Annotated in this window: 15 protein-coding genes, 1 tRNA gene and 1 pseudogene; 3 read left to right on the forward strand and 14 right to left on the reverse strand. The window is 69.3% G+C overall.

Annotated elements, in window-relative coordinates; all coding sequences use genetic code 11:
• Positions 1 to 94: 94 nt before the first annotated feature.
• From OG251_RS20530 to OG251_RS20540, 3 genes are all read right to left on the reverse strand, one after another.
• Positions 95 to 910 carry a YceI family protein gene (locus tag OG251_RS20530; protein WP_326678561.1) on the reverse strand — a complete coding sequence of 272 codons (816 nt, stop codon included), beginning with the start codon at positions 908 to 910 and terminating at the stop codon, positions 95 to 97.
• Between the two features lie 256 nt (positions 911 to 1,166).
• Positions 1,167 to 3,683 carry an MFS transporter gene (locus tag OG251_RS20535; RefSeq protein WP_326678562.1) on the reverse strand — a complete coding sequence of 839 codons (2,517 nt, stop codon included), beginning with the start codon at positions 3,681 to 3,683 and terminating at the stop codon, positions 1,167 to 1,169.
• 23 nt (positions 3,684 to 3,706) lie between these two features.
• Positions 3,707 to 4,219 carry a MarR family winged helix-turn-helix transcriptional regulator gene (locus OG251_RS20540; RefSeq protein ID WP_326678563.1) on the reverse strand — a complete coding sequence of 171 codons (513 nt, stop codon included), beginning with the start codon at positions 4,217 to 4,219 and terminating at the stop codon, positions 3,707 to 3,709.
• A gap of 389 nt (positions 4,220 to 4,608) precedes the next feature.
• Here OG251_RS20540 and OG251_RS20545 point away from each other — a divergent pair, with 389 nt between their 5' ends.
• Complete coding sequence (locus OG251_RS20545) at positions 4,609 to 4,824, forward strand: hypothetical protein (RefSeq protein WP_073727556.1); 216 nt, start codon at positions 4,609 to 4,611, stop codon at positions 4,822 to 4,824.
• 28 nt (positions 4,825 to 4,852) lie between these two features.
• On the opposite strand, the gene OG251_RS20550 is transcribed toward OG251_RS20545, so the two are convergent.
• From OG251_RS20550 to OG251_RS20580, 7 genes are all read right to left on the reverse strand, one after another.
• Complete coding sequence (locus tag OG251_RS20550) at positions 4,853 to 5,650, reverse strand: hypothetical protein (RefSeq protein WP_326678564.1); 798 nt, start codon at positions 5,648 to 5,650, stop codon at positions 4,853 to 4,855.
• Between the two features lie 57 nt (positions 5,651 to 5,707).
• On the reverse strand, positions 5,708 to 6,574 hold the full coding sequence (locus tag OG251_RS20555; protein ID WP_073727552.1) for an RNA polymerase sigma factor SigF: 867 nt from the start codon (positions 6,572 to 6,574) through the stop codon (positions 5,708 to 5,710).
• Positions 6,575 to 6,808: 234 nt separating this feature from the next.
• Positions 6,809 to 7,669, reverse strand: coding sequence for an RNA polymerase sigma factor SigF (locus OG251_RS20560; RefSeq protein ID WP_326678565.1), 861 nt, complete (start codon positions 7,667 to 7,669; stop codon positions 6,809 to 6,811).
• A gap of 187 nt (positions 7,670 to 7,856) precedes the next feature.
• Positions 7,857 to 8,150, reverse strand: coding sequence for a Dabb family protein (locus OG251_RS20565; RefSeq protein WP_326678566.1), 294 nt, complete (start codon positions 8,148 to 8,150; stop codon positions 7,857 to 7,859).
• 9 nt (positions 8,151 to 8,159) lie between these two features.
• Entirely contained in the window at positions 8,160 to 8,324 is a 165-nt protein-coding gene (locus OG251_RS20570) for a hypothetical protein (RefSeq protein WP_198953543.1), read from the reverse strand.
• A gap of 850 nt (positions 8,325 to 9,174) precedes the next feature.
• A complete protein-coding gene (locus tag OG251_RS20575) occupies positions 9,175 to 9,381 on the reverse strand; it encodes a DUF397 domain-containing protein (protein WP_326678567.1) in 207 nt (68 codons plus the stop codon).
• Positions 9,378 to 10,298 (reverse strand): helix-turn-helix domain-containing protein, encoded by a 921-nt coding sequence (locus OG251_RS20580; RefSeq protein WP_326678568.1) that lies wholly within the window; start codon positions 10,296 to 10,298, stop codon positions 9,378 to 9,380. The genes OG251_RS20575 and OG251_RS20580 overlap by 4 nt, the downstream gene beginning before the upstream one ends.
• A gap of 177 nt (positions 10,299 to 10,475) precedes the next feature.
• Between OG251_RS20580 and OG251_RS20585 the strand changes: the two genes are divergently transcribed.
• On the forward strand, positions 10,476 to 10,907 hold the full coding sequence (locus OG251_RS20585; RefSeq protein WP_326681331.1) for an ATP-binding protein: 432 nt from the start codon (positions 10,476 to 10,478) through the stop codon (positions 10,905 to 10,907).
• A 994-nt stretch (positions 10,908 to 11,901) separates the two neighbouring features.
• On the opposite strand, the gene OG251_RS20590 is transcribed toward OG251_RS20585, so the two are convergent.
• The 4 genes and pseudogenes from OG251_RS20590 to OG251_RS20605 form a co-directional block, all read right to left on the reverse strand.
• Positions 11,902 to 11,989 (reverse strand) — tRNA-Ser (locus tag OG251_RS20590).
• Between the two features lie 45 nt (positions 11,990 to 12,034).
• Positions 12,035 to 12,463, reverse strand: a complete 429-nt coding sequence (gene tadA, locus OG251_RS20595) for a tRNA adenosine(34) deaminase TadA (protein WP_326681332.1) — start codon at positions 12,461 to 12,463, stop codon at positions 12,035 to 12,037.
• A gap of 93 nt (positions 12,464 to 12,556) precedes the next feature.
• Positions 12,557 to 13,135, reverse strand: a complete 579-nt coding sequence (locus OG251_RS20600) for a tRNA adenosine deaminase-associated protein (RefSeq protein WP_326681333.1) — start codon at positions 13,133 to 13,135, stop codon at positions 12,557 to 12,559.
• A 220-nt stretch (positions 13,136 to 13,355) separates the two neighbouring features.
• Positions 13,356 to 13,550: pseudogene (locus OG251_RS20605) on the reverse strand (hypothetical protein); the annotation flags it as partial.
• A 396-nt stretch (positions 13,551 to 13,946) separates the two neighbouring features.
• On the opposite strand from OG251_RS20605, the gene upp reads away from it, so the two are divergent.
• Entirely contained in the window at positions 13,947 to 14,582 is a 636-nt protein-coding gene (gene upp, locus OG251_RS20610; RefSeq protein WP_073727523.1) for a uracil phosphoribosyltransferase, read from the forward strand.
• Positions 14,583 to 14,605 lie beyond the last annotated feature (23 nt).

Genomic DNA, 14,605 nt, shown 5'->3' on the forward strand with positions numbered 1-14,605 from the left:
GGCGGACCACCCCGCGGCACCAGCGCGGCGCCCTACGACAGAGGAGACCCGCCCCACGGCACCGGCGCGTCGCCCCCCGGCACCGGCGAACCGCCTACGAAGGCAGCGCGTCGCCCTGCACGGCCTGGATGTCCAGTTCCACGCGCAGGGTCGTGCCGATCGCCGAGATGCCCGCCTGGATCACCTGGTTGTAGTTCATGGCGAAGTCGTCGCGCCGCAGCTCGGCCGTGGCGTGGAAGGCCGCGCGGATGCCGCCCCACGGGTCGGGGCCGGTGCCCAGGTAGCTGAGGTCCAGGTCGACCGGGCGGGCGACGCCGTGCATCGACAGCTCACCGTGCACCGTCCAGCGGTCGGGTCCGGCCGGGGTCAGCCCACTGGAGCGGTACGTGATCTCGGGGAACCGCTCCACGTCCAGGAAGTCGGGCGAACGCAGGTGCTTGTCCCGCATGCCGTTGCCGGTGTCGATGCTGGCGGCGCCGATGACCGCGTCGACGCGGGACCTGGCGATGTCCTCGGCGATCTCGATGCGGCCGCCGAACTCGGTGAACCGGCCGTGCACGCTGGAGATGCCCAGGTGCTGGGCGACCGCGGCCACCGAGGAGTGCGCCGGGTCCAGGGACCAGGCGCCGGGCGGCGGAAGCTCCACGCCGCCCTGCCGGGCCAGCACGATCTGCCCGGCCGAGATCAGGCCACTGGCCGTGACGAGCGCGGTGGAGGCGGCGGGGGCGTACCCGACCGCCGTGACGATCACCGTGTACGCGCCGGCCGGCAGGGAGCCGTCGGCACGGACGGCCCCGTTCTCGTCGGCGTCGGCCCGCAGCACCTGGGTGCCGGTCATGTCGGTGACCGTCACGACCGCGTGCTGGACCGCCCAGCCGTCCCGCGTCCGTACCTGTGCGCGAAGTGCCATCCCGTTTTCTCTCCTTGCATCTTGACCCGGTGGGTCAATGAGTCGGGCCCCGGGGCGGGGGCGGCAGGCCGTCCCCTGCCTGCCGTCCCCGCCCTGGGGCCCATTTCCGCCGGCGGGGACAGCCTCTCCGCTGGGAGTGCCGTACCGCCAGGGGTCTTGTCACCCGGGTACCGGTGAGCTACCCGGGACACCGGTGTCACGTGGGACACCAGTGCTGCGCGGGATACCGGCGACACCGGCATCCCGCGCTCTCGTCCTACTCGCCGGGGTGGGCGAGCTCGATGTCGTGACCGTCGACGCCGTGACCGGCCACGGTCAGGGAGCCGGCCACCGGCGGGTAGCCGGTCGCGATGACCGAGTACTCGCCCGCGTCCAGGTCGGTGAAGGCGTACGCCCCGTCCTGGCCGGTCGTCGTGTTGGCGACCACGTTGCCCGCCGCGTCGATCAGCGTGACCCGTGCGTCGGGCAGCGGGGCCCGCGCGGCACCGGCCCGTACGAGGCCCTGGACCAGCGCACCGGCCCGGAGGGCGGCGTCGACCCGGGTGACACCCTGGCCGCCGATCTCCACCGGCAGGGCGAGCGGGCGGAAGCCCGCGGCGTTGACCGCGACGGTCACCGCACCGGGGATCAGCTCGCCGAAGGCGAACTCGCCCGTCTCACCGGACTTGCCGGTGGCCAGGACGTCGCCGCGTACGTCGGTCACGATGACCATGGCGCCCTCGACCGGCGTACCGGCCTCGGCGGCCCTGACGGTTCCGGCCAGGCCGCTCGTACCGGCCAGCAGGATGTCGAAGGCCAGTGCCTCCTCGCCGACGATCACGGTGGTCGCCTGCGGCTGGAAACCGTCGGCGGACGCGATCAGGACGTACGAGCCTGAGCCCGGCGCGTCCAGGGTGTAGCCGCCGTCGGACCGGGCGACGGAGCGTCCCAGCTGGCGGCCGCCCAGCGAGATCAGCGTGACGGCGGCGCGGGCGACGGGTGCGCCCTCGGCGCCGCGCACCACACCGTGCACCGGAGTGCCCTGCACGGTGACCGCGGGGGTTTCGAGTGTGTCGACCGAGGTGATCCCGGCGGCGCCCTCGGCGACCGGTGCGGCAGCGCCGACCGCGACCGCGGCGGGCACCGCGGCCTCGACAGGAGCCTGCGAGGGGACCTGGGCGGGGACCGCCGCGGCCTTGGCCGGGTCGTCGTTGGCGGCGTTCGTCTTCAGCGCGACCTCCTTGATGAAGATCGTCACGATGAAGGCGACGAGCGCGGCCGGAGCGGCGTAGAGGAAGACATCGCCGACGCCGTGACCGTAGGCGGCCTCGACGACCGTACGGAACGGGCCGGGGAGCTTGTCCAGGTCGGGGATGCCCCCGCCGCCGGTGCCGCCGTGGCCCATGGCCGCGCCCTCGGGACCGAGGTCCGCGAGGCCGTCCTTGACGTAGTGGGTGACGCGGTTCGCCATGACGGCGCCGAGCGCCGAGACGCCGATCGCGCCGCCGAGCGAACGGAAGAAGGTGACGACGGAGCTGGCCGAGCCGAGGTCGCTGGGGGCGACCTGGTTCTGCGTGGCGAGGACCAGGTTCTGCATCATCATGCCGATGCCGAGACCCATCACGAACATGTAGATCGCGATGTGCCAGTACGCGGTGTCGTACCGGATGGTGCCGAGCATCCCGAGACCGGCGGTGACCAGGAAGCCACCGCTGACCAGCCAGGCCTTCCAGCGGCCGGTCTTGGTGATGACCTGGCCCGAGACGGTCGAGGAGAGGAACAGACCCGTGATCATCGGGATCGTCATGACGCCGGACATCGTCGGCGACTTGCCGCGCGCCAGCTGGAAGTACTGGCTGAAGAAGACGGTGCCCGCGAACATCGCGATACCGACGAACAGCGAGGCCACCGAGGCCAGCGTGATGGTCCGGTTGCGGAAGAGGCGCAGCGGGATGATCGGTTCGCTGGCCTTGGACTCGATGAGCAGGAAGAGACCGACGAGCACGACGGTGCCGCCGAGCATCGTGTAGGTCTGCCAGGAGATCCAGTTGTACTTGTCACCCGCGAAGGTCACCCAGAGCAGCAGCAGCGAGACGGCGGCGCTGATGAAGAACGCGCCCGACCAGTCGACCTTGACCTCGCGCTTGACGACCGGGAGCTTCAGGGTCTTCTGGAGCACGACCAGCGCGATCACCGCGAACGGCACACCCACGTAGAAGCACCAGCGCCAGCCCATCCAGCTGGTGTCGGTGATGACACCGCCGAGGAGCGGACCGCCGACGGTGGCGACGGCGAAGACCGCGCCGAGGTAGCCGCTGTAGCGGCCGCGCTCACGCGGGGCGATCATCGCGGCCATCACGATCTGGGCGAGGGCGGAGAGACCGCCGACGCCGATGCCCTGGACGACACGGCAGGCGATGAGCATGCCGCTGCTGGTCGACAGACCGGCGACGACCGAGCCCGCGACGTAGATGACCAGCGATATCTGGACCAGCAGCTTCTTGCTGAACAGGTCGGAGAGCTTGCCCCACAGGGGGGTGGTGGCGGTCATGGCCAGCAGCGAGGCCGTGACGACCCAGGTGTACGCGCTCTGGCCGCCGCCGAGGTCGGAGATGATTTCCGGCAGGGCGTTGGAAACGACCGTCGACGACAGAATCGCGACGAACATGCCGAGCAGCAGCCCGGTCAGCGCTTCCATGATCTGCCGGTGTGTCATCGGCGTGCCGTCGGCGGCGTCGGCGCCACCGTGCTTGGCGTGGCCGCCCCGCACACCGGTTGGTGTGGTCGTAGCCATGGAGTTCCTTGTCTTTGCTTCTGTTACACAGGTGTACGGGTGTAGGCGTCGTCGGAGTGCCGGGTACGGCAGTCGCCGGTGTGTGTCCCGGGGGCACATCCGCCGGAGCCGCGACAGGCGAAGCTGTCGCGCAGCCGGGACAACAGCGAGTTGAGCTGCCCGACCTCGTCGTCGGACCAGTCCTGAAGGTTGTGGGCGAACATCTCGGTGGTCCGCCGTGTCAGCTCGCCGAGCTGGTCGTTGCCGGCGGGGGTCAGCCGCAGGATGCGGGACCGCTTGTCCGCTGGATCCGAAGACCGTTCGATCCAGCCGTGCTCTGCCACATGGGCGACATGACGGCTGGTCACCGACATGTCCACGGCCAGCAGCTCGGCGAGTCTGCTGATGCGCATCTCACCGTGCTGAGCCAGGAGCGCCAGCACGGCGGCGGAGCCACCGGGACACTCGGAGGGGAGGGCGCGGGCGAGTCCGCGCTTGACGGCCCCGATGGCGCTGAGCTGTCGGGCCAGTTCTTCGTACTGACTCCGCTCGGCCACGGGACCCCCAGACAGACTCGCCGACATCTTGTTGCTTAGGGCAACCATAGATTCGTTGGTTGCCGCAGGCAAACGAAAAGGGGCTTGCAGAAGTAAAGGAAGGCAAAAGCCTCCGTAGGGTCCCGGTCAAGCGTGCAGCGTGTGCGGTGGGCCCTCGCAACAGGGGTGTCATGCGTCACGTCCGGCACGGCTCCCCGTCACGTCCGGCACAGCCCTCCCTCACGCCCGGCACGGCATTCCGTCGTGTCCGGCACCACTTTCCACGGCGCCCGGCACTGCTTTCCATGGCGTCCGGCCCTCGCCTCCACCGGTGCGGCCCGCGCGGGACCACGCTCCCTGTGGGCCCCGGGGGTTGGGCCGTACGCCCGAGTTCGCTAGGGTCCTGCCCCATGGCACACAACCCCCACGCCCCTCAGCAGGGCCCCGAGGGCAATCACGACCCGGCGGGCAGCACGCAGATGTTCCGCGCCTTTGTCGACGAGGGCGAGCCGCAGCGCCGGCAGCAGCCGGCGGCGACCTCGTCCGGGCCGAGGACCGGGGTGATCGCGGCGGTCGTCGCGGTCGTTGTCGTCCTCGGAGCGGTCGCCTGGCTCGCGCTCAGCTGACGTTCCGCCGCCCCCGCGTCCGCGGGGGTCACTTCCATACGGCGGTGACGTCCTGGGTCTCGATACGCATCCCCAGGGGGACCCGCCAGGCGTCCACACAGACGGTGTACGTCTTCTTCCGCACCGCTCCCGCGCCGATCGGCGCGGGCAGCGGCTGCGTCGACTCGATCGTCGCCCAGTCGACTCCCAGCGCACCGATGATGTGCGTGGCGAAGGTGACGGTGCCCGAGCGCACCGGTGAGCCACCGGTATTGCGGAACTCCATGCTCACCTCCTCGCACCAGCGCTTCTCGCCGGCGGCCCGCTCGGGATCCCCGAGCCGCAGGGCGGCCGGGGCGGGCGGAGTGGTGGTGCCCGGGGTGCCGGGAGTACTGGGGTCACTGGGCTTCGAGGGGCCCGATGGGGACGTAGGGGTGCCGGTTCCACGGCCGCTCCCGGTTCCGCTCCCTGCCCCGTTCCCGGAGGACGGCTCGGGGCCGGGTGTTCCGGGTGCGGGGGAGGCGCCCGCGCTCTCCGTATCGCTCATGTCCGCAGGGCGGCCGGCATCACCCGCACCGCCTCCGGCGGCACCCCGCCCGTCGCTGCCGCTTCCCGCCCCGCTGCCGCCCCTGTCCAGCGGGACCAGCGTCACCTTGCCCGAGGGGGCCGCCGCGCCCGTGGGCGTCCTCTCGGGGCCCGCGGCGGCGGCTCCCACGGCCGCGTAGCCGTCGCCGCCGCCCGAGCCGCCCGCGCAGGAGGCCAGGGCGCCGCCCAGACACAGCACGGCCGCCGAGGCGGCGATCGCGGTGCCCCGGCGGCCGGTCGAGCCGGATGTCTGACGTCGCATCGCGCCAGTGTGGCTGACGGTCCGTCAATTCGGAACCCTTGTGCGCGCGGCACCGGGTCAGTCGGCGATGAGCCCTTCCCTGAGCTGGGCGAGGGTGCGGGTCAGCAGGCGCGAGACGTGCATCTGGGAGATGCCGACCTCCTCGCCGATCTGTGACTGGGTCATGTTGGCGAAGAAGCGCAGCATGATGATCTGGCGTTCGCGCGGGGCGAGTTTGGCCAGCAGCGGCTTCAGGGACTCGCGGTACTCGACGCCCTCCAGGGCGGCGTCCTCGTACCCCAGGCGATCGGCGAGCGAGCCCTCGCCGCCGTCGTCCTCGGGCGAGGGGGAGTCCAGCGACGAGGCGGTGTACGCGTTGCCGACGGCCAGACCGTCGACCACGTCCTCCTCGGAGACCCCGAGCGCCTTGGCCAGCTCCGGCACGGTCGGCGAGCGGTCGAGCTTCTGCGCGAGCTCGTCGCTGGTCTTGGTGAGCGCGAGCCGCAGCTCCTGGAGGCGCCGGGGTACCCGTACCGACCAGGAGGTGTCGCGGAAGAACCGTTTGATCTCCCCGACGACGGTGGGCATCGCGAACGTCGGGAACTCCACGCCCCGTTCGCAGTCGAACCGGTCGATCGCCTTGATCAGGCCGATGGTGCCGACCTGGACGATGTCCTCCATCGGCTCGTTGCGGCTGCGGAAGCGCGCTGCGGCGTAGCGGACCAGCGGGAGGTTGAGCTCGATGAGTGTGTCCCGTACGTAGGCACGCTCCGGGCTGTCCGTTCCTCCGGGGCCCGGCGCGGGGCCGAGCGCGGCGAGCCGCAGGAACAGGGAGCGGGACAGAGTACGGGTGTCGATGGCTTCCGACGAGCTGGTGAGCACGGCGGGTGCCGGCACGCTCTTCGTGAGCGTGAGCACCTTCGAGCTGCCCTGTTCTGCGGACATGCCACCCCCTTGAGGTCGCGGACGGTCGCGGTGACCGCGACCATCGGAGGAACGCAGCCTCCACCTGAATACCGGAGGCGGGGCTGCGGCAAACGCGGTTCCAGCAGAATGTCACATGTCGGCAACACGCTGTAGTGACATGTCGACAAGTCAGCGCCAAGTCTGCGCAGGAAACAGGGGGTGTGAGGCTTTTACACCGCCAAAAGTGCTCTTTGTGTGGTCTACCCGTTCTGACTACGCCTCGATCCTATTTGCGGATCGCAGTCGGGCGAAGCTTCTGGCCAGAAGCCTTGACACATGCATCTGTGAGACACCCAGTTCGGCGCTGATCTGAGACTGGGTCAAGTTGCTGTAGTAGCGCAGCAGAAGGATCCGCTGCTCGCGCTCGGGGAGCTGGACGAGCAGGTGCCGTACGAGGTCGCGGTGCTCGACCCCGGCGAGCGCGGGGTCCTCGTAGCCGAGCCGGTCGAGGAGTCCGGGGAGCCCGTCACCCTCCTGGGCGGCCTCCAGTGAGGTCGCGTGGTAGGAGCGCCCCGCCTCGATGCAGGCCAGTACCTCGTCCTCGGAGATCTTCAGCCGTTCGGCGATCTCGCCGGTGGTGGGGGAGCGACCGTGAGCGGTCGTCAGATCCTCGGTGGCGCCGGTGACCTGGACCCAGAGCTCGTGCAGCCGACGGGGTACGTGGACGGTCCTCACGTTGTCCCGGAAGTAACGTTTGATCTCGCCGACCACGGTGGGCATCGCGAACGTCGGGAACTGGACGCCGCGTTCCGGATCGAACCGGTCGATGGCGTTGATCAGCCCGATGGTGCCGACCTGGACGACGTCCTCCATCGGCTCGTTGCGGCTCCGGAACCGCGCGGCGGCGTACCGCACGAGCGGAAGGTTCGCCTCGATCAGGGCGGCCCGCACCCTGCGGTGCTCGGGGGTGCCCGGCTCCATGTCCTTGAGCTGCCCGAAGAGCACCTGCGTGAGCGCCCTGGTGTCCGCGCCCCGGGTTCTGGCGGGCGGGGCGGTGGGGTCGGGCGTCTCGGTCTGGATGTCCTCGGTCTGGACGTTCTGGGGAGGCACTTGAGGCGCTGTACTGGCCGGCACGGTGACGCCACCCCTTTGCGGTCAACTACGATCAACTCATCCGTCAAAAGCGGTCATAGCATCACAAGACATGTCCACTGTGTGCAAGCACCGCATATGGTCGTGTTGAGGACAGTTTTGTTTTTAAACGCCAAAAACCCCTCACCTGAGCGGCGAGGGGTCGGCGGAACCGAGGGGCGGGAGGCCGTCAGAAGGGGTAGTCGGCGATCACCCAGGTGGCGAATTCCCGCCACTGACCGGCCGCGGCCTGGTGGGCCGGGTGCTCGATGTAGCGCTTCAGGGTGTCCTCGTCGGCGACCGCCGAATTGATGGCGAAGTCGTACGCGATCGGCCGATCGGTGATGTTCCAGGCGCACTCCCAGAACTCCAGCTCCGGAATCAGCCCACCGAGCTCCCGGAAGGCCCGCTCCCCGGCGACCACCCGCGGATCGTCCCGCTCGACGCCGTCGTTCAGCTTGAACAGGACCAGGTGGCGGATCATCGGATACTCCTACTTCACCAGCTCGGACATGAAGTCGCCGACGCTCTGGGCGGCACTGGAAACGCCTTCGAACCCTACCTGGACGAGATCAGCGGCCCTGGCCGGGGACGTGATGATCGTGTACAGCACGAAGACCACCACTATGTAGAGCGCGATCTTCTTCGCTTGCACCACAGCCCCTGCCTCCCCTTCGGTCGCGTGTGCAGTCGCGCGATTCTATCCGCACACTTGGCCGTATCCAGTGGCTGTTTCCGATCACTGATGCGCTCTTTAAGGACCTATGGCCCGGCGGCCGGGGTCTTTTGCCCGCAGGGCCGGCTTCCGCGGAGGGGCAGGATGGATGACGAGCCCAGCGGATCTGGCAGGAATCCGAGGGGCTGGAACAGGACCTCTCTGTGGGGTCCACGCCGCAAGACTTCCCCCTGACTGCGGCGGGGACCAGTAGGCCCTGTTCTCATCGGGGGAAGCGGCTTGTCCCCCCGATGCCGCTTCCCCCGACCTAACTTTCCGACACCCCCGATGAACCGCGCTCCGGACTCGACGCCTATGCAAGGGCACGATGAGTCGGGGGTGCGGTGTTTTGCGTGTGGGGCGCTTTCGCCGGAGTCACCTGGTCGACTGGCGGAGGGCCGGTGGCCCCGCCTGCGCGGGGACCACGCTCGCCTGGCCGACCGGTGCGGGAAGGCGAAGGGACCAACCCCGCAGGCGCGGGGACCACAGTTGCTGACCTGTGTGTTTAGGCGGGCAGGGGCCTGTTTTTACTTACTTTGCGAAATTCGGGCATAGGGAACTTCCTGTACATCAGTGGCCGCGTGGCGCGGGTTGTCTCTGCGGTTCTCACATGTTGCCGTGACCAGCTGTCTGTTGAGGCTTTTGTGCTCACTGGATCCACCGCCTCATTCCTTCGCCCCAGATGCCCCGTGGCCTACCCGTCCTGGCGTCGGGACGGCGCAGGCGCACCGCAAGAGAGGGCTGACCACCGACGTTCTCGCGGGCGAACCAGCCCCTCTGGGTCCAAGCGGGATCACAGAGTTCCGGTCGCGACAGCCGTCACCATCGCTGACAGAGCCTCACGGCTGAAGAGCAGGGCGGGGCCGGCCGGGTACTTGCTGTCGCGGATGGCGACAGTCGACGGGCTGACAGTGCCGCACTCGACACAGTCGGACTGAGCGTGTGAGGCGCTGGACTTCCACCAGGTCACGGCCAGAGTTGAAGAATCGGCGATAGTCATGGTTTTTGGTCCCTTGCGTGTGTGATCAGGTCAAGTGACTGTTCGACCGAGAGCGCTGCGGCGGTCAACGACTCGTGCGCGTCGGCATACGTGCTGACCTGCGTCGCATCTTCGACATAGAGGGCGCTGGTCAGCTGTTCGAGGTGCACCACACTCAGCTCCGCCAGCTCACCGAATCCGAGGATGGAAAAGCTGCCGGTCTGCCCGACGGTGAGCGGCGCGGTGATCGGCAGCACTTGAACATCGACGTTGGGCATTGATGCAAAGTGCACGAGGCGCGACAGTTGGTCATACATCACCGAAGCGTCGGGGAGCCGGGTGCGGAGAGCGGCCTCACCGATGATTGCGCGTAGACGCAGCGGCTCGCTGCGAGACAGCACCGACTGCCGGGCAAGCCTGACCTCGACCAACGCTTGTACGCGGTCGGTGATCGCCTTCGACATTGCGGTACTTGCGATTGCGGCATGCGCGTACTGCGGGGTCTGGAGCAGTCCTGGAATGGACGCGAGTTGCCATGTGCGGATCGTGCTGGCCTCAGCTTCGAGACTGATCAAGTCCTCGTACACCGGGGACAGGACCGACCGGTACGACTGCCACCATCCACGCTGCGAACCTTCGCGCGTGAGGCGAATCATGTCGCGGCGGACGTCTGCGTCGGAGATTCCGTAAAGGTCTAGCAGCGCCTCGACATCGCTGGCCGACGCCGCATTTCGCGCCGTCTCGATACGCGAGAGCTTTGCGGGCGAGATCCGACCGCCGGTGTTCTCCGCAGCCTCTTCCTGCGTGAGGCCGAGCTTCTCCCGAATCGAACGCAAGGTTCGGCCGAGCTGCCGCCGTCTGACTGTCGGTGCCGACACGTACCCTCCCGCCTCTTTCTGACCGCGTTCAGTCTGCCGCGCTTCCCGCCGTGCTGTCACCTTCGAACACCTCTTCCTTCCGGCCGTTCTCTCGGTCGAGTGCAGATTTGCACATGCGAGTGAATGGCTTGCAGAGTGCAATGATGGGCGTCACTCTAGGTGCAAGAGTTGCAGTCGTGCCGATACAGAGCGATGCGCGTCTGGTCGGCCCATACGCGAGGGGTCCGCACGATGGCCATGCATTCGCGAGCGTTACCACCGACCCACCCCTGTGGCCCGCCTGTCGTGCCGCCGCAGGCGATCTACTCCGCTGAGCCTGAGTCCGTGCGGGCTGCTCGGCGTTACGTGAAGGAGGCGGCTGCCTATCAGGAGCCGTCCGTAACCGAAGACGCGCTCGGCACCCTCGAACTTGTCGCGAGCGAGCTGGTGACCAATGCGGTGCGGTACGGAACGGAGCCGGGCGACTCGCTGATGGTGAAGGTGGCGGCTCAGCCGGGCAGTTGCCGTATCGAGGTGCACGACACCTGCCGCAGGAAGCCGCGCATCAGGCCGGCATCGGAGGAACGCGTCCGCGGCAGGGGGATGCATCTGGTCGAGGTGCTGGCATTGCGATGGGGGGTGGACGACCGCCCGTTCGGCAAGATCGTCTGGGCGGTGGTCGTGTGGTGAGTGAATCGCGGCAGCTGCCAGTGGGCGATGACGCGGTGCTGTATCGGGCACGGCTCGACCACACGGTGTTCTGGCAGGCGCGCTGTTGGTGCGGCGTGTGCCTTCACCTGAGCCGCCTGCGAGAACTGGCACGTGCTGCCGCAGACATGCCTGATCGGTGCGAAGCCACGCTTGTGGGTCCTGAGCCCGCGTCGTGCCGAAGCGTGCAGATCATGGATGTCTCGGATGCGCACGGTCTGTGCTTCCGAGCGGAATGCACGTGTGACTGGCATCAGGGATTGCCTTGGCCAAGCTGATGAGGATGAGAGCTCCTGGGGTGAGGAAGGCGCTGGGAGCGCTCCGTCTGCATTGCCTCGGCCGCACATAGGGGCCCGGAGAGTCGCAGGTAGCGCCGTGCGCCTAGCCGCGCCTGCGAGGAACGGTCAGATGCCCCAGCATCGGGCCGGCGGGGAGCGGCCAACCCTGCACGCGCAGGGAACACCGCACTCGCCGCGACCCGGACGGCCGTCGGCAGAGATCAACCCCGCACGCGCGGGGACCACCTCGGGCATCGGCCACGGGTGCCGGCGGTCGAGGGGCCAACCCCGCAACCCGCGGGGACCACGCGGACCCGGACGACGAGAACGGCCGCGGCCTGGGACCAACCCCGCACGCGCGGGGACCACTCGTACGCGCCGTGCGCGCCGTTCGCCTCGCGGGGACCAACCCCGCACCCCCCGGGACCACAGTTGCTGACCCGGTTGTTCAAGCGGGCAGGGGCCCGTTTTTGCTTGCCTGGCGGAACTCGGGCACCGGGGGCTTCCTGACCGGCACCGGCACCGGCAATGGCTCCCCGGTCCGCGTGGCCGTTCTCGTTCTCCCGCGCCTCTGTGGGCCGCCGTGCACAGAGGTAAGAGAAGTAGTAGAGGTAACCGTAGTCACCGGCCCGCTTGTCCGCCGGGAGACGCGCGAACGCCCTCCTGATCTACGTTTCCGCAGTTCAGGAGGGCGTCGATGGCGGTAGCGGAGGGATTTGAACCCTCGGTGAGTTTCCCCACACTCGCTTTCGAGGCGAGCTCCTTCGGCCGCTCGGACACGCTACCGAGAGAGAGCTTAGACCATCCTGGGCCGTGGTTCGAAATCCAATCTCAGAGCGCGCGGAAGAAGGCCGTCAGCTGGGCCGCGCACTCCTCCTCCAGGACGCCGGGGATGACCTCCGGGCGGTGGTTGAGGCGGTGGTCGCGTACGACGTCCCAGAGGGAGCCGGCCGCGCCCGCCTTCTCGTCGCGGGCTCCGTAGACGACCCGGGCCACGCGGGACTGGACCAGGGCGCCCGCGCACATGGTGCAGGGCTCCAGGGTGACCACCAGGGTGCAGCCGGTCAGGCGCCACTCGCCCAGCGCGGTGGCCGCTCGGCGCAGGGCCAGGATCTCCGCGTGCGCGGTCGGGTCGCCGGTGGCCTCGCGCTCGTTGTGGGCGAGCGCGAGCGGCGTTCCGTCCGGGCCGAGTACGACGGCGCCGACCGGCACATCGCCGGACGACGCCGCCTGCGCCGCCTCGGCCAGGGCGCGGCGCATCGGGGCCCGCCACGGATCCCGTACGGGGTCCCGTACGGAAGCGGCGGCGGGTGTGGTTGAAGGTTTCGGAGGTCGGGCGGTCACCCGCGGACCCTAACGGACGGTCTCCAGGACCTCGGCCGCTCCCAGCGCGTCCGCGATCTCCACCAGTGCGTCGTTCCGCAACGTCAGCAGCTCCTTCTCGGACATGCCGAGGTCGGTGAGGACCCCGAACTCTCCGATCGGCCCCGCCGGTACGGCATCGGGGTCGTCGTCCGGGTCGATGGTGTCGATGGATTCGGCTGCGGGAGCGGACCGCCCGCTCCCGATGGTCACGCTCGGCTCGTCGTCCTCCGTATCGTCGAGGTCGACAAGCTCCTCCAGCGCGGCGATCTCTTCCTCGGCCCCCGGTTCGCGGCCGAGCAGTTCGTCGGTGAGCAGGATCTCCCCGTACGAGGAGCGGGCGGCGGCGGACGCGTTCGAGACGTAGATACGCGGGTCCTCCTCACCGTCCACCCGGATGACGCCGAACCAGGCGTCCTCCTGCTCGATGAAGACCAGGACCGTGTCCTCGTCCACCGAGGCTTCCCGGGCCAGATCCATCAGATCGGACAGGGTCTCCACATCGTCCAGCTCCGTGTCGCTCGCTTCCCACCCGTCTTCGGTGCGCGCGAGCAGTGCGGCGAAGTACACCGTGACTCTCCCACTGGTCATAGGCGAATCGGTCCGGCGGGAGGGCAGACGGTGAATCCGGCTGCTCTGTGCCCCGCCCAATCGGCATCGTGGCAGAAACAAGCGCCGCGCGAGACCTCTTCCGGCGTTGCGTCGGCCATCAGTTCCCGTAGTGCCTGCTCGGCGGTGGTTCTGACGTGGGAGTTCCGGCGCGGCGAGCGCCACCCGTTCGCCGCGACCGTCACCAGCGGAAGGTGCGCATCCGCATCTGTTGGCGCATACGGGCCGCACGCGCCCGGCGCGGCTGGACCCGGTCGCGCAGCTGCTTGGCCTCGTGGAGCTCGCGGAGGAAGTGGGCGCGTCGTCTGCGCCGGTCCGCGTCACTCTCCTGCGCGTCGCGCACGTCCTGCGCCGCGTCCTGCGCCTCGCGCGCGTCGCGCGCCCGGGGTGCGTCGGCTGCCCCGGATGCCTCGGATACGTCGCGCGCCCGGGGTGCCGCGGATGCCTCTGGTACGTCGCGTACCCGGCCCGGCCCGGACGTCCCCCGGACCTCGCGGGTTCCGGACGTCCCCCGGACCTCGCGGGTTCCGGACGTCTCCCGGACCTCGCGGGTTCCGGACGTCTCCCGGACCTCGCGGGTTCCGGACGTCCCCCGGACCTCGCGTGCCCCGGACGTCTCCGGAGCCTCGCCCCAGGGACGCTCCTGATTCCGCTGCTCCCCGTCCTGCATCGACACACCACCCCAACGCCGGGTCCGTATGCCCCCACCTTCCCTCCGAACAGGTGGTTGATGCCAGCGCAGAGTGCCGGGAGGCGCGGTTACTGTTGACGCATGCGGATCCATGTCGTCGACCACCCGCTGGTGGCGCACAAACTCACCACGCTGCGCGACAAGCGCACCGACTCCCCGACCTTCCGGCGGCTCGCCGACGAGCTGGTCACCCTCCTCGCCTACGAGGCCACCAGGGATGTGCGCACCGAGCAGGTCGACATCGAGACCCCGGTGACGCGGACGACGGGTGTGAAGCTGTCGTACCCGCGGCCCCTGGTCGTGCCGATCCTGCGCGCCGGTCTCGGCATGCTGGACGGCATGGTGCGGCTGCTGCCGACCGCCGAGGTGGGCTTCCTGGGCATGATCCGCAACGAGGAGACGCTCCAGGCGGAGACGTACGCGACCCGGATGCCGGAGGACCTCTCGGGCCGGCAGGTCTATGTCCTGGACCCGATGCTGGCCACCGGCGGGACCCTCGTCGCGGCGATCAGGGAACTGATCAAGCGCGGTGCGGACGATGTCACCGCGGTCGTGCTCCTCGCGGCGCCCGAGGGCGTCGAGGTGATGGAGCGCGAGCTGGCGGGCACCCCGGTCACCGTGGTCACCGCCTCGGTCGACGAGCGGCTCAACGACCACGGCTACATCGTGCCGGGGCTGGGAGACGCGGGCGACCGCATGTACGGCACGGCGGGCTAGCTCTTCGGGCGTGGCGTGGCGTA

Origin of the sequence: Streptomyces sp. NBC_01237 (genome assembly GCF_035917275.1) — a bacterium.
In the GTDB taxonomy this organism is placed as follows: Bacteria; Actinomycetota; Actinomycetes; order Streptomycetales; family Streptomycetaceae; genus Streptomyces.

Bases quoted from the DNA above. Each gene is read 5' to 3' on its own strand.
- OG251_RS20530 (WP_326678561.1), bottom strand. From the start codon at position 910: ATGGCACTTCGCGCACAGGTACGGACGCGGGACGGCTGGGCGGTCCAG.
- OG251_RS20535 (WP_326678562.1), bottom strand. From the start codon at position 3,683: ATGGCTACGACCACACCAACCGGTGTGCGGGGCGGCCACGCCAAGCAC.
- OG251_RS20545 (WP_073727556.1), top strand. From the start codon at position 4,609: ATGGCACACAACCCCCACGCCCCTCAGCAGGGCCCCGAGGGCAATCAC.
- OG251_RS20550 (WP_326678564.1), bottom strand. From the start codon at position 5,650: ATGCGACGTCAGACATCCGGCTCGACCGGCCGCCGGGGCACCGCGATC.
- OG251_RS20555 (WP_073727552.1), bottom strand. From the start codon at position 6,574: ATGTCCGCAGAACAGGGCAGCTCGAAGGTGCTCACGCTCACGAAGAGC.
- OG251_RS20565 (WP_326678566.1), bottom strand. From the start codon at position 8,150: ATGATCCGCCACCTGGTCCTGTTCAAGCTGAACGACGGCGTCGAGCGG.
- OG251_RS20575 (WP_326678567.1), bottom strand. From the start codon at position 9,381: ATGACTATCGCCGATTCTTCAACTCTGGCCGTGACCTGGTGGAAGTCC.
- OG251_RS20585 (WP_326681331.1), top strand. From the start codon at position 10,476: ATGCATTCGCGAGCGTTACCACCGACCCACCCCTGTGGCCCGCCTGTC.
- tadA (WP_326681332.1), bottom strand. From the start codon at position 12,463: ATGCGCCGCGCCCTGGCCGAGGCGGCGCAGGCGGCGTCGTCCGGCGAT.
- upp (WP_073727523.1), top strand. From the start codon at position 13,947: ATGCGGATCCATGTCGTCGACCACCCGCTGGTGGCGCACAAACTCACC.